Source organism: Streptomyces ambofaciens ATCC 23877 (assembly GCF_001267885.1).
Lineage (GTDB): Bacteria > Actinomycetota > Actinomycetes > Streptomycetales > Streptomycetaceae > Streptomyces > Streptomyces ambofaciens.
This window is the reverse complement of record NZ_CP012382.1, coordinates 4,898,426-4,913,432: the sequence shown is the minus strand read 5'-3', so window position 1 is coordinate 4,913,432 and position 15,007 is coordinate 4,898,426. Positions and strand designations below refer to the sequence as shown.

Here is a 15,007-nt window from a genome sequence, read left to right as displayed (position 1 = left end):
ACAGGGGCCGCGGGCATGCACCGTCGCACGCCTGTCGACCCGCGGTCCAGTGTCCCACCGGCGTTGCCGTGCCCCGCACCGAACCCTGTTTTTCACAGCGCGCGTGACGGAGTAGCGGAACGGTCACTTCCGTGCCACAGCGGCCTGACAGGCGTTGAACAGGGCGTTCCGCGTGCAGGAGGGTTGGTCGCGGCGGCGGCCCGTCCTTCCACGGGGGTGGAGGACGGGCCGCCGTGCCCGGTCCCTAGCTCACCGTGAAGTGCAGGGTGTCCTTCAGGAACGGGATCTCCAGCAGCGGGTCCGGCTGGGCCATCAGCGCCAGCAGGGCGATGGAGAGGCCGAGGACGCCGTAGGTGGCGATGTCCGTGAAGCGCGAGCGCACGGCGAGCATGCCGACGTCGGGCAGCAGCCAGCGGAGCACGGCGCCGCACAGCAGCGCGGCGCCGATCAGCACCAGACCCCAGCGGAACACGTCCAGCGCGCTCAGCAGCAGGCCGATCCCGACCAGGCCGACCACGAGGAGGATCGGCCACTGCCGGGCGGGCGCCGGCGCGTCGGCGGTGGCGGCCCGGCCGCCGCCCTCGGGGCGCGCGGTGTCACGGGTGAAGAGCGGGAACCGGCGGGTGGCCCGCCGCGGCCTGCCCTCGGCGTCGGGCGCGCTGACGGGGTCCCGGACGGTGAGTTCCTCCGCCTGCTCCGGGGCCTCCGCGCGCCCTCGGCCCTCGGCGCGCTCCCGGCCTTCGGCGCGCTCCCGGCTCCCGGCGCGCGTGTCGTCAGCCGGCACTGCGCTCCGCCGCCTCGACCACGTTGACGAGCAGCTGGGCACGGGTCATGGGGCCGACACCGCCCGGGTTCGGGGAGATCCACGCGGCCACCTCGGCGACACCGGGGTGGACGTCGCCCATGATCTTGCCCTCGGCGTTGCGGGAGACGCCGACGTCGAGGACGGCGGCACCCGGCTTGACGTCCTCGGGACGGACCAGGTGCGGGGAGCCGGCGGCGGCGACGACGATGTCCGCGCGCTTGAGGTGGGCGGCCAGGTCCCGGGTGCCGGTGTGGCACTGGGTCACGGTGGCGTTCTCGCTGCGCCGGGTGAGCAGCAGCGGCATCGGGCGGCCGATGGTGACACCGCGGCCGACCACCACGACCTCGGCGCCCTTGATCTCCACACCGTGGCGGCGCAGCAGGGTGAGGATGCCGTTCGGGGTGCAGGGCAGGGGGGCCGGCTCGTTCAGGACGAGACGGCCGAGGTTCATCGGGTGCAGGCCGTCGGCGTCCTTGTCCGGGTCCATCAGCTCCAGGATGCGGTTCTCGTCGATGCCCCGGGGCAGCGGGAGCTGGACGATGTAGCCGGTGCAGGCAGGGTCCTCGTTCAGCTCGCGGACGACCGCCTCGATCTCCTCCTGCGTCGCCGTGGCGGGCAGCTCGCGCTGGATGGAGGCGATGCCGACCTGGGCGCAGTCGCGGTGCTTGCCGGCTACGTACTTCTGGCTGCCGGGGTCCTCCCCGACGAGGATCGTGCCGAGGCCGGGCGTGACGCCCTTCTCCTTCAGCGCCGCCACGCGGGCGGTCAGTTCGGACTTGATCGCGGCTGCGGTGGCCTTGCCATCGAGAATCTGGGCGGTCATACCCCCATCCTCGCGGATGACCGGCCCCGGGTTCCAATCCGGTCATGATCCGGACGGTGGGCGGGCACCGCCCGGGCGCCCACCCGCCACCAAAGCAGCACCAAAACGACATTGCGGAACGCGTCCCCGCGTCTCCGCCCGTGATCGACGTTGTTGCACTTGCACAACACCTCGTTGCCGGGCTGGACAAGCGAGAGACCGGTCAAGAACGATTGGGGTGCACAGTGCCGCGGGGCCGTACCGGGGGGACGAACCGCAACGACGTACCTCCTCCGAGCCGGGCCGCGCGTCGTCCCCGCACGTGACAGCGACGGAGGAAGTCCCGCCATGAGTTTCGGCGACCCGAACAACCCCTACGGTGCGCCGCAGGGCCAGCAGCCGGGCTACGGCCCTCCGCAGCAGCCGCCCCAGGGCCAGCCCGGTTACGGCTATCCCCAGCAGCAGGGACAGCCCGGCTACGGCTACCCGTCGGCGCCGCCCGTGCAGCAGCCCTACGGCGGCGGCGCTCCCACCACGATGCCCGGAACCGTCGGTGCCGCCCGGGTCATGCTCTGGGTGATCGTCGGCTTCCAGGTGATCGGCACGGCCCTGTTCGCCTTCTCGGCCGTCGCCGTCGACCAGGCCAAGGACGACCCCGCCTTCGAGGGACTGGCCGACTACCCGACCGGCGCGCTGTGGGGCTTCGCGGTGCTGGCGCTGGCCTGGGGCGTGTGGGCGGCCGTCCTGGCGGTGAAGTTCGCGTCCGGGGGCAGCGGCCTGCGCGTGACCGCGCTGGTCTTCGGCATCCTGACCGCGGTCCTCGCCGTCTACCCGTTCACCATCTTCGGCATCATCCACCTGGTGCTCGGCATCCTGATCGCGGTGTTCGCCGGCAACGCGAACGGCGCCGCCTGGTTCAAGCGCCCGCGCTACTGACCCACCGCGGAACGCTTTCTCGCCAATCACGTCACAGGGCCGTGTCTCACCCTTACGAGGGGGGCACGGCCCTGGTGCGTCGCAATAGTCTGGCCCGGGCAGCCGTCAGGCACGGGGAGACGCACCTTGTACAGCATCATCGTGGTACCTCCGCCGACCACGGAGGACGAACGCACCCGCACCCAACTCCGGCTCGCCCCCGGCGAACGGCTCGTCTTCGGGCGGGCCGTGCCCGAGGGCGGCCTGCTGATCGCGCACGACGGGGTGTCCCGCAGAGCGGGTGAGATCACCGCGCACGGCACCTTCTGGACCGTGAGCAACCTCTCGGCCCACCAGACGTACGTGGTGGAGAACCCGGAGGGCGCCGGCGAGCACATCAAGGTCGCGCCGGGCCGGCTGGACGCCCCGGTGCCCTTCGAGTTCTCCCGGATCGTGCTGCCCGCCGCGGGCGACCTGCTGCCGGTCGAGGTGTGGGCGCCGCGCCACGACTACCTGCGCGCCGAGGACGGCACCGACGGCGAGCCGACCGCCCCGGCCTTCTCCGTCGACCGCACCAAGCGGTACTTCGCCGTCCTGGCCGCCCTGTGCGAGCCGCGGCTGCGCGGGGCGCCGCACGCGCCGCTGCCGACCGTCGAACAGGTCGTCGAGCGGCTGCGGCCCGGCTGGCCGGCCGCCTCGCGCACGACCGTCCAGTGGAACATCGACTACCTGGCGGTGAAGCTGCGCCTGAAGCCGGGGCCGGAGACGGCGGAGGCGGGCGCGCGGCTCAACGGCAAGAAGGAGTCGCTGGTCTCCATGGCGCTCCGCTTCGACCTCGTACGGGAGGACGACCTCATGGTCCTCGCGGCACCCCCGCGACGGGTGCCCCGGTGACCGAGCCGTACGCCGTCGTCGTCCCGAAGGGGTACCGGGTCGGCGGCTGGGAGGTGCGGGCACCGATCGCGACGGGTGCCTTCGGCAGCGTGTACGAGGCCCGTCGCGTCGACGGCGCCGACGGCGGACTGCCGAGCACGGCCGCCCTGAAGTTCCTGCCCACCGGGACGGGCACCCCGCGCCAGCTCACACACCTGCGCGAACTCGTGGAACGCGAGGTCGAGTTGCACCGCAGGCTGCGCAGGCCCCGGCTGGTGCGGATGTACGAGACCCTGGTCGTCGACGACCCGGCCCGCCCCGCCCTCGACGGCGCCACCGTCCTCGTGCTGGAGAAGGCGGAAGGGTCCCTGGCCGCCCTGCTGGCCGCGCGGCCGTGTCCCGCCGGCGGCGCCGCGCTGGTCGCCCAGGTGTGCGAGGGCCTGGCCCAGCTGCACGCCGCCGGGTGGGTGCACGGCGACCTGAAACCGGCCAACGTGCTGCTGATGGAGGACGGCTCGGTCCGGCTCGCCGACTTCAACATGGCCGCCGAACTGGAAGGCACCCACGCCTACACGCCCGCCTTCTCCACCCCCGACTACACGCCGCCCGAGCTGCTCTGGTCCGAGATCGGTGAACGCGGCCGCCGCATCCGCCCCTCGGCCGACGTCTGGGCCTTCGGCGTCCTCGCCCACCTCGTGCTCAGCGGCTCCTTCCCGCTGCCCGGCGGCACCCCGACGGCCCGCCGCGACGCCGGCGCCGCCTACGCCCGCGGCACCGAGGAGCTGCGGCTGTCGCCCGCACTGCCCGAGGCGTGGCGGGAGATCGTGCGCGCCTGTCTGACCCGTACGCACGCCGAACGCATCGGCACGGACGTCCTGTCACGACGGGTGGCGGCGGCCGCGTCCGGTGGCCGTCCGGGGCGGTCCGTCCTGCCGCGCCTCACCCGCGTCCGGCGGGTGACCCTCGCCGCGACCGCCGCCGTGACCGCCGCCGCGCTCGGGTACGGCCTCGCCGTCCGCGGCGACGGCGAGGGCGGCGGCCCCGGTCCGGGGGCCCAGGGCACCGGCGCCACGGCGACGAACGTCTCCGCCGCCTCCTACGGCGCCGACGAACTGCGCACCGACCGGGGCGTGCCGCCCGCCTACCGCCTGCTGATCGTCGAGACCGCACACGATTGCGATCGCAAGGACGTCAGCTCGCCCCTGATCGCCGCCATGCTGAAGGTGGAGAGCGATTTCGACCCGGCCCTCTCCGACCCGGCCCGGGACGAGTACGGCATCGCCCGCTGGACCCCGAAGGTGCTGCGCTGGTGGATGAACGAGGACGGCACCCCCGGCGCGACCGTTCCCGAGCCGCCGTTCCCGCCCGCCGAGTCCATCCCGGCGATGGGCCGCTACCTGTGCTGGATCACGCCGCGCCTCGACGCCCGCCTGCCGGGCGACCGCCGGGTGCTGATCGCGGTCGCCTACCGGACGTCGTACGACAAGGTGAACGACGCGGGCGGGGTTCCCCCGAAGTACCGCGACTACGCCGACCGCGTCGCTCACCACCTCAAGGAGTACACGCCGCGGGGCGCGAAGTGACCCTGAGAGGTGCCAGGTACCGCTCGGCGGGCGCCACGGGCACGGTGTGAGCACACCGCTTCGGCGGTACGACACCGACGTTCATGGGGGAACCACAGTGAACATCATCAAACCCGCCGCGATGCTCCTCGCGGCCTCGGCCGCCCTGGTCGCCGGCTCCACGACCCTGGCCACCGCCGCCGACCCGGCCGGCACCCGGGTCACCGCGCTCCAGCAGGCGGCCGACCGGGTGCTGGCCGACCGGCCCGAGCCTCTCCGGGTGACCGCGGACGCGGTGCGGTACGAGGGGCTGACCGTCACCGAGGCGCCCAGGACCAAGGGCGCCCAGGACCTGGCCTGCGACTACGGCCACCTGTGCATGGTCGTCAAGGGCACCAAGTTCGACTTCTACAAGTGCCAGACGTGGAACGTCACCAACTGGACCGGTGACGGCCCGTTCACCAACAACCAGACGCGGGGGACGGTCGCCAAGTTCTTCAACCGGGACGGCAGCGTCCGCTGGACCTCGACGGCCTACCAGGCGGGCACCGCGACCTGGGACCCGATCTGGTCGCTGCGCCCCTGCTGACCCGCACGGCCCGCTGAGCGAGCCTGCCGACCGGCGGCCCCCGTTCCCCTCCGCGGAGGGGAACGGGGGCCGTTCGACGTCGGGGATCCACCGACCCGCCGGGGCGGCCGTCGGACCGCGGCCGGTCCCGGCCGCGCCGAGGGGCCGGTATCCACCGGAGACCGCGTTGCCACGGGCGGGGGCACCCGCGTGACGGAGGGCGCCCCGGTGCCGGTGCACCGGGGCGCCCTCACGCACCGCGTCAGTGGAAGAAGTGCCGCGTCCCCGTGAAGTACATCGTCACGCCGGCCTTCCTGGCCGCCTCGACGACGAGTTCGTCACGGACCGAACCGCCGGGCTGGACCACGGCCTTCACGCCGGCCGCGGTGAGGATCTCCAGGCCGTCCGGGAAGGGGAAGAAGGCGTCGGAGGCGGCGTACGCGCCCTCGGCGCGCTCGGCGCCCGCCCGCTCGACCGCCAGCTTCGCGGAGTCGACGCGGTTGACCTGGCCCATGCCGACGCCGACGGAGGCGCCGTCCTTGGCGAGGAGGATCGCGTTGGACTTGACGGCGCGGCAGGCCTTCCAGGCGAAGGCCAGGTCGGCCAGCTCCGCCTCGGAGAGCGCCTCGCCGGTCGCCAGCGTCCAGGTGGCCGGGTCGTCGCCCTCGGCCTGGAGGCGGTCGGTGACCTGGAGGAGGGCGCCGCCGTCGATCGGCTTGACCTCGACCGGGGCGGCGGGCGCCTCGGGGGCCCGCAGCACGCGGATGTTCTTCTTCTTGGTGAGGGCCTCGAGGGCGCCGTCCTCGTAGTCGGGCGCCACGATGACCTCGGTGAAGATCTCGGCGACCTGCTCGGCCATCTCCTTGGAGACCGGGCGGTTGACCGCGATCACGCCGCCGAACGCCGACAGCGGGTCGCAGGCGTGCGCCTTGCGGTGCGCCTCGGCGACGTCCGCGCCGACCGCGATGCCGCACGGGTTGGCGTGCTTGATGATCGCGACGCACGGCTCGTCGTGGTCGTACGCGGCACGGCGGGCGGCGTCCGTGTCCGTGTAGTTGTTGTACGACATCTCCTTGCCGTGCAGCTGCTCGGCCCGGGCGAGGCCGCCGCCCTCGGGGGACGTGTACAGGGCCGCCGGCTGGTGCGGGTTCTCGCCGTAGCGCAGGGTGTGGGCGCGGTCGTACGTGGCGCCGAGGAAGTCCGGGAACCGGGTCTCGTCGACGGGGGCGTACGCGGAGGCGAACCAGGAGGCGACGGCCACGTCGTAGGCGGCCGTGTGCTGGAAGGCCTCGGCGGCCAGCCGCTTGCGGGCGGCGAGGTCGAAGCCGCCGCCCTTGACCGCGGCGAGCACGTCGGCGTACCGGGCGGGGCTGGTGACGACCGCGACGGAGGGGTGGTTCTTGGCGGCGGCGCGGACCATGGAGGGGCCGCCGATGTCGATCTGCTCCACGCACTCGTCGGGGGTGGCCCCCGAGGCGACGGTCTCGCGGAACGGGTAGAGGTTGACCACGACCAGGTCGAAGGGCTCCACGCCCAGCTCGCCGAGCTGCTCCCGGTGGCTGTCCAGGCGCAGGTCGGCGAGGATGCCGGCGTGCACCTTCGGGTGCAGGGTCTTGACCCGGCCGTCCAGGCACTCGGGGAAGCCGGTGAGCTCCTCGACCTTGGTGACGGGGACGCCGGCGGCGGCGATACGGCCGGCCGTGGACCCGGTGGAGACGAGTTCGACGCCCGCCTCGTGGAGCCCGCGGGCGAGCTCCTCCAGCCCGGTCTTGTCGTAGACGCTGACCAGCGCGCGACGGATGGCCCGCTTGTTGCTCTCGGCGGTCACTGGATAACTACCTTTCGTCCCTCGATGCGATAGCCGTTGCGGGCGAGCCGCCCCACGACATCGACGAGCAGCCTTCGCTCGACTTCCTTGATGCGCTCGTGCAGAGCGCTCTCGTCGTCCTCGTCCCGGATCTCCACCACGCCCTGCGCGATGATCGGCCCGGTGTCGACGCCGTCGTCGACGAAGTGGACGGTGCAGCCGGTGACCCTGGCGCCGTACGCGAGCGCGTCCCGCACACCGTGGGCTCCCGGGAAGCTGGGGAGGAGGGCGGGGTGGGTGTTGACGAACCGCCCTCCGAAGCGGGCCAGGAACTCCTTGCCCACGATCTTCATGAACCCGGCCGAGACGACGAGGTCCGGCTCGTGGGCGGCGACGGCCTCGGCGAGCGCGGCGTCCCACTCCTCACGGCTCCCGTGGTCCTTGACCTTTCGTACGAAGGTCGGCAGCCCGGCGCGCTCGGCGCGGGCCAGCCCCTCGATGCCCTCGCGGTCCGCGCCGACGGCCACGATCTCGGCCCCGTAGGCCTCGACGCCGGTGGCGGCGATCTCGTCGAGGAGCGCCTGGAGGTTGGTGCCGGATCCGGAGACCAGCACGACGAGGCGCTTGGCTCGCTGGGCCACGGGCTTGGCGGCCACGGTGGGGGCCTTTCTCGGGGGAGCGGGTCGGTGCGGTCGGTCTCGTACGGCCGTCGGCCGTGCTCGTCCGCCGGTCGGACGGGACCGCCGGTCGGGCACGTTCATCGGTTTGTACAGTCGTACGAATGCTTCGCGCCCCGGGATACGGGGAAGTCTACGAAGCGGCCGACCGTCAGCAACGATACCGGCACACCGGACGGCCCCCTCGGGACGGGGGCGCGGCCGGAAGGTAGCGTCTGCGTGGAGCCGGACCGGGAACGCGACCCGCGCGTCACGCGTTCACCAGTCGTACGACCCGTTCGTCCGTTCCTTACCGTCACGATCGCCAAGGGGAAGACGCTCACTTGATGCCGGACCGCAGCCTGCGACTGCTCACCCTCCCCCAGCAGTCGGCGCAGCCAGGGGAGCGCAGCACCGTGTTGCTGCGGGAGCGCCCCTCCTCGCCGCCCGACACCCCTTCGGACCGGAGGAGCGGCGGCGGGCAGGACGGCGCCGGCCAGCAGGACAATCCGTTCGCCCCGCCCCCGGAGGGCACGCCGGACCGCCCGTGGCAGCCGCGGCACCCGTCGGGGGACGACGACTCCCAGGGCTCGTCCGGCGACCGGGGCGAGGGCGGGCGCTCCCCGTGGGGCCGGCAGTGGAGCGACCGTCAGCCGGGCCGCTCGCCCGGCGGCTTCGGCGAGCGGCCCGGCGCCCCTGGTCCCGGTCCCGGTTCCGGTCCCGAGGGTCCGGGCGGCGGCACCGGCCCGCGCTGGGACCCCAAGGACCCCGTGCAGCGGCGTGCCCGCTATGCCCTGATGGGCGGCATGTGGGCCCTCTTCTTCGCGCTCTTCAACTGGCCGTACGTGGCCCTGATGCTCGGCGCGCTGGCGCTCTACTGGGGCATCAGCGCCCTGCGCGCCAAGCCCCGCGCCGCCTCCGACCCGGACACCCCGGCCCCGCCCGCGGGCCAGTCCGGCGGCCCGCAGCGGACCGCCGCGATCAGCGGCCTGGTCACGGCTTCCCTGGGCATCCTGCTGGTCGCCGCGTCCTTCGGTGCCCAGCTGGTCTACAACGACTACTACACCTGCCGGAACGACGCCCTGACCAACGAGGCGAAGCAGTCCTGCGACACCCACCTCCCGGAACAGCTCCGGGACCTGCTGGGCACGGAGGGCTGACGCCCGCCGCCCGCTCCCCGGTTCGCCGGAGAAGGGGCGCCGGGGGATGCCGGCGGGTGACCCCTCAGAGCGCCCGAGGCGGCTCCGCGGGGGGATCGGCCGACAGGAGATCGTAGGGCGCCTTGCCGGCGTCGGCGCCTTTTCCTTCGTAGAACCCGAAGGGCACGGCGCCCTCGTCCCCCTCAGCGCCGTCCCCCTCGCCGTCGCCGTTTCCCCTCGCCGTCGCCGTCCTCGCTCGCCCGCCGACGTCCCCGGCGGCGCCACGCCTCGGACACCGGTCCCAGGCCCCACCGGCGCCCGCCTCCGTCGCACGGGTCCCCGCTCTCGGGCTCCGGCTCCTCCGCCGCCCCGGCGGCGGCGCCACGCCGCCGCCACGCGCGCACCCCCGACGCCACGGGCACCGCCACCACCGCGATCCAGCCCAGCGTCGCGCCACTGGCCTGCCACCACACCGGCCCGAAGCGGGCCAGGCCGGCCCCACCGAGCGGACCGCCCGCCAGCGCGGCCAGCAGGGCGACGAGAGTCGCGCACAGGACGGCGGCCAGTACGGTCGCGGCGACGGTCCGCCGCCACGACCACACCCCGCCGCCCTCCTCGTACTCCGACGCCACCGGCGTCGCGGCCCGTGCCGTGAACCAGCCCACCGCCACCCCCGCCGCCAGCGGCACCGCCCCGGCCGCCCAGTGCAGCGGGGTCCCCGGACCCGCGTCCGGCACCGCCGCCAGCAGCGGGAACGGCGGCAGCAGCGGTGCGGGGGCGGAGGAGAGGGGGCCGACGACATGCCCGGTGCCGAGCACGAACCCGGGGCCGAGGGCGTACGCCGCCCCCCAGACCGCCGCGTTCGGCACCAGGGTCAGACAGAGGAGCAGCACGGCGAGCCGGCCCGACCACCCCTCGGTCAGCCGCAGGAACGCCTCCTGGGCGGCGGCTCCGTGCCACACCAGCGAGACCGCGAGCAGCAGCGCCCCGCCCCCGACCAGCACGGCCGCGCCGGCCCCCGCGGCGCGCGTCGCGGCGCCGAGGCGGGCGTCCGGCTCCACCATCAGCTCCCGCAGCTCCCGGGGCAGCACGCGCAGCGCCCGCCCCACCGGGCCGCCCGGCCGGCCGAACGCCGTCCACACGCCCGCGCCCGCCGCTCCCATGGTGACCAGCGGCAGGCACACCACCGCCCACCACCAGGAGGGCCGCAGCACACCGTCCGCCGCGTACAGCACCACGGGCGCGGCGACGGCGAGGTACCCGAGGACGACCCCGGCCCAGGCGATCCGCGCGGAGACGGGGGGCGGTCCGGCGTCCGGGAGCCCGCCCGGACGCACACCGGCCCCCGCCCGCGGGCCCGCGCCCACGGCCACCCCCACGCCGTCCCCGGGGTCCGTGGCGTCCCGGGCCGCCCGGTGCACCAGCCACAGCGGCAGCAGGAGCAGCAGCAGCGGGGTCACGCCCATGGGCGCGGGGGCACCGGAGAGCGTGTCGAGGCGGACCAGGTCGACTCCGTGCGCCAGCAGCCACAGCGCCGCGGCGACGTGCAGGGCACCGCCGGGCCCGCTGTCGGGGTACGGCGAGCTGATCCAGAGCAGCGTCACGAGCGCGGCGCACGAGACCAGTCCCAGGGCCGCGGCGAGCGTGCCGCCCAGGAGGCCGGCGGCCAGTCCGGGCGAACGGTCACGCCACCGGGTGTGCAGCAGGGACAACGGGGCTCGGTGAGCGGTCGTCTGGGTCACGCCCGCCATGCTCCCAACGACACGCGCTTTACCGGCGTAACAGGCGAACGACCGTTGTGTCGCTCAATATATGTTTATGTACTTTTTCGTACGAAGGGGCGTCCTGTGACACGGAGCCCTGCGACCCCGCTGCCTCCGCCCAAGGCACGCCGACGCCTGCGGGAGAACGCCGCGCTGACACAGGCTCAGCTCGCGGCGCGGGTGGGCGTCACCCACGAGACGGTCCGTGCGTGGGAGAGCGGCCGCACGACTCCGCGCGGCCGGAAACGGGAGGCGTACGCGAAGCTGCTCGACACCCTGGCCGAGGAGGCGGCGTCCCGGCGGGCGAAGCCGGTGCCCGTCGTCGTGGCCGTCGGCGCCGGGCCGGGTGCCGCCACGGACGAGGCCGCCGACAGCCTCGTCCTCCCCGCGAAGCCGCTGGACGGGCGGGAGTCGGGTTCGGCCCCGGCTTCCGGGGCGACCCCGGGAACGGGGGCGCGAGGAGAGCCGGGGGCGCCACGCGAGCCGGGGACGCCACGAGAGGCGGGGCCCGCGCCGGCTGTTTCGGGCGCGGGAACGGAGACGGGTCCGGACGCGGTTTCCGGGCCGGAGCCGGGGGCGGGTGCGGATGCGTTGGCGGGGCCGGGGCCGCGCCCCGGAGCGGTCTCCATGACACCTGCTCAGGCCTTCGACGCGCTGTACGAGTTCAGCGCCCCCGCCCTGGTGCGGCAGGCCTACCTGCTGACCGGTCGTCGCGAACTGGCGCGGGAGTCGGTGGAGCGTGCCTTCCAGTCCGCCTGGGAGCGATGGCCGGAGGTGGCCCGCGACCGCGACCCGGTGGGCTGGGTCCGGGCCGCGGCGTACGAGTACGCGCTGTCGCCGTGGCAGCGGTTCCGGCTGCGCCACCGGCACCCGGAGCCCCTGCCCGTCGACCCCGGCGACCGCACCCTGCTGAACACCCTGCTCCGCCTCCCCCCGCCGCGCCGCCGCACGCTCGTGCTCTACGACGGTGTGGGCCTCGGTCTGCCCGAGACGGCCGCGGAGACGGAGGCGAGCACCCCTACGGCGGCGAACCGGCTGCTGCGCGCCCGCGAGGCCGTCGCCGACCGGCTGCCCGAGCTGGCCGACCCGCAGGTGCTGCACCGGAGGCTGGCGGAGGTGGCGTCGGCCGAGCGGCTGCGGGCGGCCGAGCCGCCGACGGTGCGCAGGGGCAGCGAACGCCGGGCGCGGTACCTGACCCGGGCCGCGATCGCGTTCACGGTCGCCCTCATCGGCACCACGGCCCTGACCCTGCGCACCGCGCCCACGCACTACGAGCCGCCCGTGTCCCCGGGCGAGACGGTGCGGGGAGTGCCGCCCCCCGTGGCGCCGGGCGCGCTGTCGGACGAGCAGCTGGAGCTGCGGCAGAAGCTGCGGGACCAGTTGCAGCACGGGCCGCAACGGCTGACGCCCGGCCTGGAGTGACCCTCCCCCGCACGAGGGCCTGCGCGGGGCGTCGTAGGGCGCGTCCGTCGTAGGGCACGTCCGTCGTAGGGCACGTCCGTCGTAGGGCACGACGTGCCTGCGCGGCGCGTCGTACGGCGTGTCCGTCGTAGGGCACGACGTGCGGCGCCTTCGACGCCGAGTGGCCCGCCCCGTGTCACGGGTGCGGGCCACTCGGCGTGCGTTCGGCTCGGGCGCGGCGAAGGCGCTCGGCCGGTCAGGCTGTCCTCAGCCGGCGAGGATGGCCCGGGCGAGCTTCGCCGTCTCGGTCGGCGTCTTGCCGACCTTGACGCCGGCGGCCTCCAGGGCCTCCTTCTTCGCCTGGGCGGTGCCGGAGGAACCGGAGACGATGGCGCCGGCGTGGCCCATGGTCTTGCCCTCGGGCGCGGTGAAGCCCGCGACGTAGCCGACGACCGGCTTGGTCACGTTCTTCGAGATGTACTCGGCGGCCCGCTCCTCGGCGTCGCCACCGATCTCGCCGATCATGACGATCAGGTCGGTCTCGGGGTCGGCCTCGAACGCGGCGAGCGCGTCGATGTGCGTGGTGCCGATGATCGGGTCGCCACCGATGCCGACGGCGGTCGAGAAGCCGATGTCACGCAGCTCGTACATCATCTGGTACGTCAGCGTGCCGGACTTCGAGACCAGGCCGATGCGGCCCGGCTTGGTGATGTCGCCCGGGATGATGCCGACGTTGGACTGGCCCGGGGTGATGATGCCGGGGCAGTTCGGGCCGATGATCCGGGTCTTGTTGCCCTTCTTGCCGGCGTACGACCAGAAGGCGGCCGAGTCGTGCACGGCGATGCCCTCGGTGATCACGACGGCCAGGGGGATCTCGGCGTCGATGGCCTCGACGACGGCGTCCTTGGTGAACTTCTCCGGCACGAAGATGACGGAGACGTTGGCGCCGGTCTTCTCGATGGCCTCCTTGACGGTGCCGAAGACCGGTACCTCGTTGCCGTCGAAGTCCACGGAGGTGCCCGCCTTGCGCGGGTTCACGCCGCCCACGACCTCGGTGCCGTCACCGAGCATGAGCTTGGTGTGCTTCATGCCGGTGGCGCCGGTCATGCCCTGGACGATGACCTTGCTGTCCTTGTTGAGCCAGATAGCCATGGTGTGTTGGTGTCCTCGTCCTGAGTGCTTACTTGGCGGCGTGGGCCAGCTCGGCGGCCTTGTCGGCCGCGCCGTCCATGGTGTCGACGCGCTGGACCAGCGGGTGGTTGGCGTCGGTGAGGATCTTGCGGCCCAGCTCGGCGTTGTTGCCGTCGAGGCGGACGACGAGCGGCTTCTCGACCTTCTCGCCGCGGTCCTCCAGGAGCTTCAGCGCCTGGACGATGCCGTTGGCGACCTCGTCGCAGGCGGTGATGCCGCCGAAGACGTTGACGAACACGGAGCGGACGTCCGGGTCGCCGAGGATGATCTCCAGGCCGTTCGCCATCACCTGGGCGGAGGCACCGCCACCGATGTCCAGGAAGTTGGCGGGCTTCACGTTGCCGTGCTTCTCACCGGCGTACGCGACGACGTCCAGGGTGCTCATGACGAGACCCGCGCCGTTGCCGATGATGCCGACCTCGCCGTCGAGCTTGACGTAGTTGAGGTTCTTCTCCTTGGCGGCGGCCTCGAGCGGGTTGGCCGCGGCCTTGTCGTGGAGGGCCTCGAAGTCGGGGTGTCGGAACTCGGCGTTGTCGTCGAGCGACACCTTGCCGTCGAGGGCGATGACGTCGCCGGAGACGACCTTGGCCAGCGGGTTGACCTCGACCAGGAGGGCGTCCTCCTTGATGAAGGTGTCCCACAGCTTGACCAGGATGTCGGCGACCTTGTCGGCGACCTCGGCCGGGAACTTCGCGGCCTCGACGATCTCGCGCGCCTTCTCCGGCGTCACGCCGTCGATCGCGTCGATCGGGGTCTTGGCGACGGCCTCCGGACGGGTGGCCGCCACCTCCTCGATCTCCATGCCGCCCTCGACGGAGGCGATGGAGAGGAAGGTGCGGTTGGCACGGTCGAGGAGGAAGGAGACGTAGTACTCCTCGACGATCTCGGGGGCGGTCTCGGCGATCATCACCTTGTGGACCGTGTGGCCCTTGATGTCCATGCCGAGGATGTCCGTCGCCCGGGCGACGGCCTCGTCCGCGGAGGCGGCCAGCTTCACGCCACCGGCCTTGCCACGACCACCGACCTTCACCTGCGCCTTGACGACGGACTTGCCGCCCAGACGCTCGGTGATCTCGCGCGCCGCCTCAGGCGTGTCGATGACTTCACCGGCCAGCACCGGTACATCGTGCTTGGCGAAGAGGTCCCTCGCCTGGTACTCGAACAGGTCCACGCGCTTCCGTCCCTATCAGTGATCTCGCGGTTCGTTGGATGCGTGGGCGTGCCGCGAAGGGCAACGTGACGTCCGCTGTGTCACAAGGGGGGCGCACACGGTGACCGAGCGCGCGGCATGTCCGTCTCGCAGGTTATCGCCGCATGCGGAGGGTCTCTAAATCGTGGGTCACACCTGAGCGGTGATGCCTGTCACATGATGCCGCGCTCACTGGCACGGCGTGCCGGATGTGAGGCGCGAGGAGCGGGCCCGAGCAGCGGGCCGGACTGCGGGACCCGCGCCGGCCGACGGGGGCCTCGGGCCTGACGTGGGCCTCGTGGGGTGGTGCGGGCCTCGATGGGGTGATGCCGGCCT

13 protein-coding genes are annotated in these 15,007 nt (G+C 73.5%); 6 read left to right on the top strand and 7 right to left on the bottom strand.

All coding sequences use genetic code 11. From position 1 onward, the window contains the following. Nucleotides 1–244: 244 nt before the first annotated feature. Together SAM23877_RS21995 and SAM23877_RS21990 are read right to left on the bottom strand one after the other, a co-directional pair. Entirely contained in the window at nucleotides 245–784 is a 540-nt protein-coding gene (locus SAM23877_RS21995; RefSeq protein ID WP_053135906.1) for a DUF3017 domain-containing protein, read from the bottom strand. Then, complete coding sequence (locus SAM23877_RS21990) at nucleotides 774–1,628, bottom strand: bifunctional methylenetetrahydrofolate dehydrogenase/methenyltetrahydrofolate cyclohydrolase (RefSeq protein WP_053135902.1); 855 nt, start codon at nucleotides 1,626–1,628, stop codon at nucleotides 774–776. The genes SAM23877_RS21995 and SAM23877_RS21990 overlap by 11 nt, the downstream gene beginning before the upstream one ends. Nucleotides 1,629–1,955: 327 nt before the next feature. Between SAM23877_RS21990 and SAM23877_RS21985 the strand changes: the two genes are divergently transcribed. The 4 genes from SAM23877_RS21985 to SAM23877_RS21970 all read left to right on the top strand — a co-directional run bounded on the left by SAM23877_RS21985 (nucleotide 1,956) and on the right by SAM23877_RS21970 (nucleotide 5,546). Next, nucleotides 1,956–2,543: a hypothetical protein gene (locus SAM23877_RS21985; RefSeq protein WP_053135899.1), complete on the top strand. Its 588-nt coding sequence runs from the start codon at nucleotides 1,956–1,958 to the stop codon at nucleotides 2,541–2,543. A gap of 126 nt (nucleotides 2,544–2,669) precedes the next feature. Continuing rightward, nucleotides 2,670–3,416 carry an FHA domain-containing protein gene (locus SAM23877_RS21980; RefSeq protein WP_053135896.1) on the top strand — a complete coding sequence of 249 codons (747 nt, stop codon included), beginning with the start codon at nucleotides 2,670–2,672 and terminating at the stop codon, nucleotides 3,414–3,416. Further along, nucleotides 3,413–4,978: a protein kinase domain-containing protein gene (locus SAM23877_RS21975; protein ID WP_053135894.1), complete on the top strand. Its 1,566-nt coding sequence runs from the start codon at nucleotides 3,413–3,415 to the stop codon at nucleotides 4,976–4,978. Before SAM23877_RS21980 ends, SAM23877_RS21975 begins: the two co-directional genes overlap by 4 nt. Nucleotides 4,979–5,075: 97 nt before the next feature. Continuing rightward, nucleotides 5,076–5,546 (top strand): hypothetical protein, encoded by a 471-nt coding sequence (locus SAM23877_RS21970; protein ID WP_053135892.1) that lies wholly within the window; start codon nucleotides 5,076–5,078, stop codon nucleotides 5,544–5,546. 241 nt (nucleotides 5,547–5,787) lie between these two features. Here the strand turns inward: SAM23877_RS21970 and purH are convergent, their stop codons facing one another. Together purH and purN are read right to left on the bottom strand one after the other, a co-directional pair. Next, nucleotides 5,788–7,353 carry a bifunctional phosphoribosylaminoimidazolecarboxamide formyltransferase/IMP cyclohydrolase gene (purH, locus tag SAM23877_RS21965; protein WP_053135889.1) on the bottom strand — a complete coding sequence of 522 codons (1,566 nt, stop codon included), beginning with the start codon at nucleotides 7,351–7,353 and terminating at the stop codon, nucleotides 5,788–5,790. Then, nucleotides 7,350–7,988: a phosphoribosylglycinamide formyltransferase gene (purN, locus tag SAM23877_RS21960; RefSeq protein WP_053135886.1), complete on the bottom strand. Its 639-nt coding sequence runs from the start codon at nucleotides 7,986–7,988 to the stop codon at nucleotides 7,350–7,352. The genes purH and purN overlap by 4 nt, the downstream gene beginning before the upstream one ends. A gap of 347 nt (nucleotides 7,989–8,335) precedes the next feature. On the opposite strand from purN, the gene SAM23877_RS21955 reads away from it, so the two are divergent. Further along, complete coding sequence (locus SAM23877_RS21955; RefSeq protein ID WP_053135883.1) at nucleotides 8,336–9,148, top strand: hypothetical protein; 813 nt, start codon at nucleotides 8,336–8,338, stop codon at nucleotides 9,146–9,148. Between the two features lie 182 nt (nucleotides 9,149–9,330). Here the strand turns inward: SAM23877_RS21955 and SAM23877_RS21950 are convergent, their stop codons facing one another. Next, nucleotides 9,331–10,878 carry a cell division protein PerM gene (locus SAM23877_RS21950; RefSeq protein WP_244902988.1) on the bottom strand — a complete coding sequence of 516 codons (1,548 nt, stop codon included), beginning with the start codon at nucleotides 10,876–10,878 and terminating at the stop codon, nucleotides 9,331–9,333. Between the two features lie 96 nt (nucleotides 10,879–10,974). Between SAM23877_RS21950 and SAM23877_RS21945 the strand changes: the two genes are divergently transcribed. Next, on the top strand, nucleotides 10,975–12,312 hold the full coding sequence (locus SAM23877_RS21945) for a helix-turn-helix domain-containing protein (protein WP_053135880.1): 1,338 nt from the start codon (nucleotides 10,975–10,977) through the stop codon (nucleotides 12,310–12,312). A gap of 246 nt (nucleotides 12,313–12,558) precedes the next feature. Here SAM23877_RS21945 and sucD read toward each other — a convergent pair whose 3' ends face one another. Further along, on the bottom strand, nucleotides 12,559–13,443 hold the full coding sequence (sucD, locus tag SAM23877_RS21940; RefSeq protein ID WP_003974163.1) for a succinate--CoA ligase subunit alpha: 885 nt from the start codon (nucleotides 13,441–13,443) through the stop codon (nucleotides 12,559–12,561). 28 nt (nucleotides 13,444–13,471) lie between these two features. After that, nucleotides 13,472–14,653 (bottom strand): ADP-forming succinate--CoA ligase subunit beta, encoded by a 1,182-nt coding sequence (gene sucC, locus SAM23877_RS21935; protein ID WP_053135877.1) that lies wholly within the window; start codon nucleotides 14,651–14,653, stop codon nucleotides 13,472–13,474. Between the last annotated feature and the right edge of the window lie 354 nt (nucleotides 14,654–15,007).

Excerpts from the sequence above, each read along its gene's own strand:
- SAM23877_RS21955 (WP_053135883.1), top strand. The coding sequence starts at position 8,336 with ATGCCGGACCGCAGCCTGCGACTGCTCACCCTCCCCCAGCAGTCGGCG.
- SAM23877_RS21990 (WP_053135902.1), bottom strand. The coding sequence starts at position 1,628 with ATGACCGCCCAGATTCTCGATGGCAAGGCCACCGCAGCCGCGATCAAG.
- SAM23877_RS21950 (WP_244902988.1), bottom strand. The coding sequence starts at position 10,878 with ATGGCGGGCGTGACCCAGACGACCGCTCACCGAGCCCCGTTGTCCCTG.
- SAM23877_RS21985 (WP_053135899.1), top strand. The coding sequence starts at position 1,956 with ATGAGTTTCGGCGACCCGAACAACCCCTACGGTGCGCCGCAGGGCCAG.
- sucD (WP_003974163.1), bottom strand. The coding sequence starts at position 13,443 with ATGGCTATCTGGCTCAACAAGGACAGCAAGGTCATCGTCCAGGGCATG.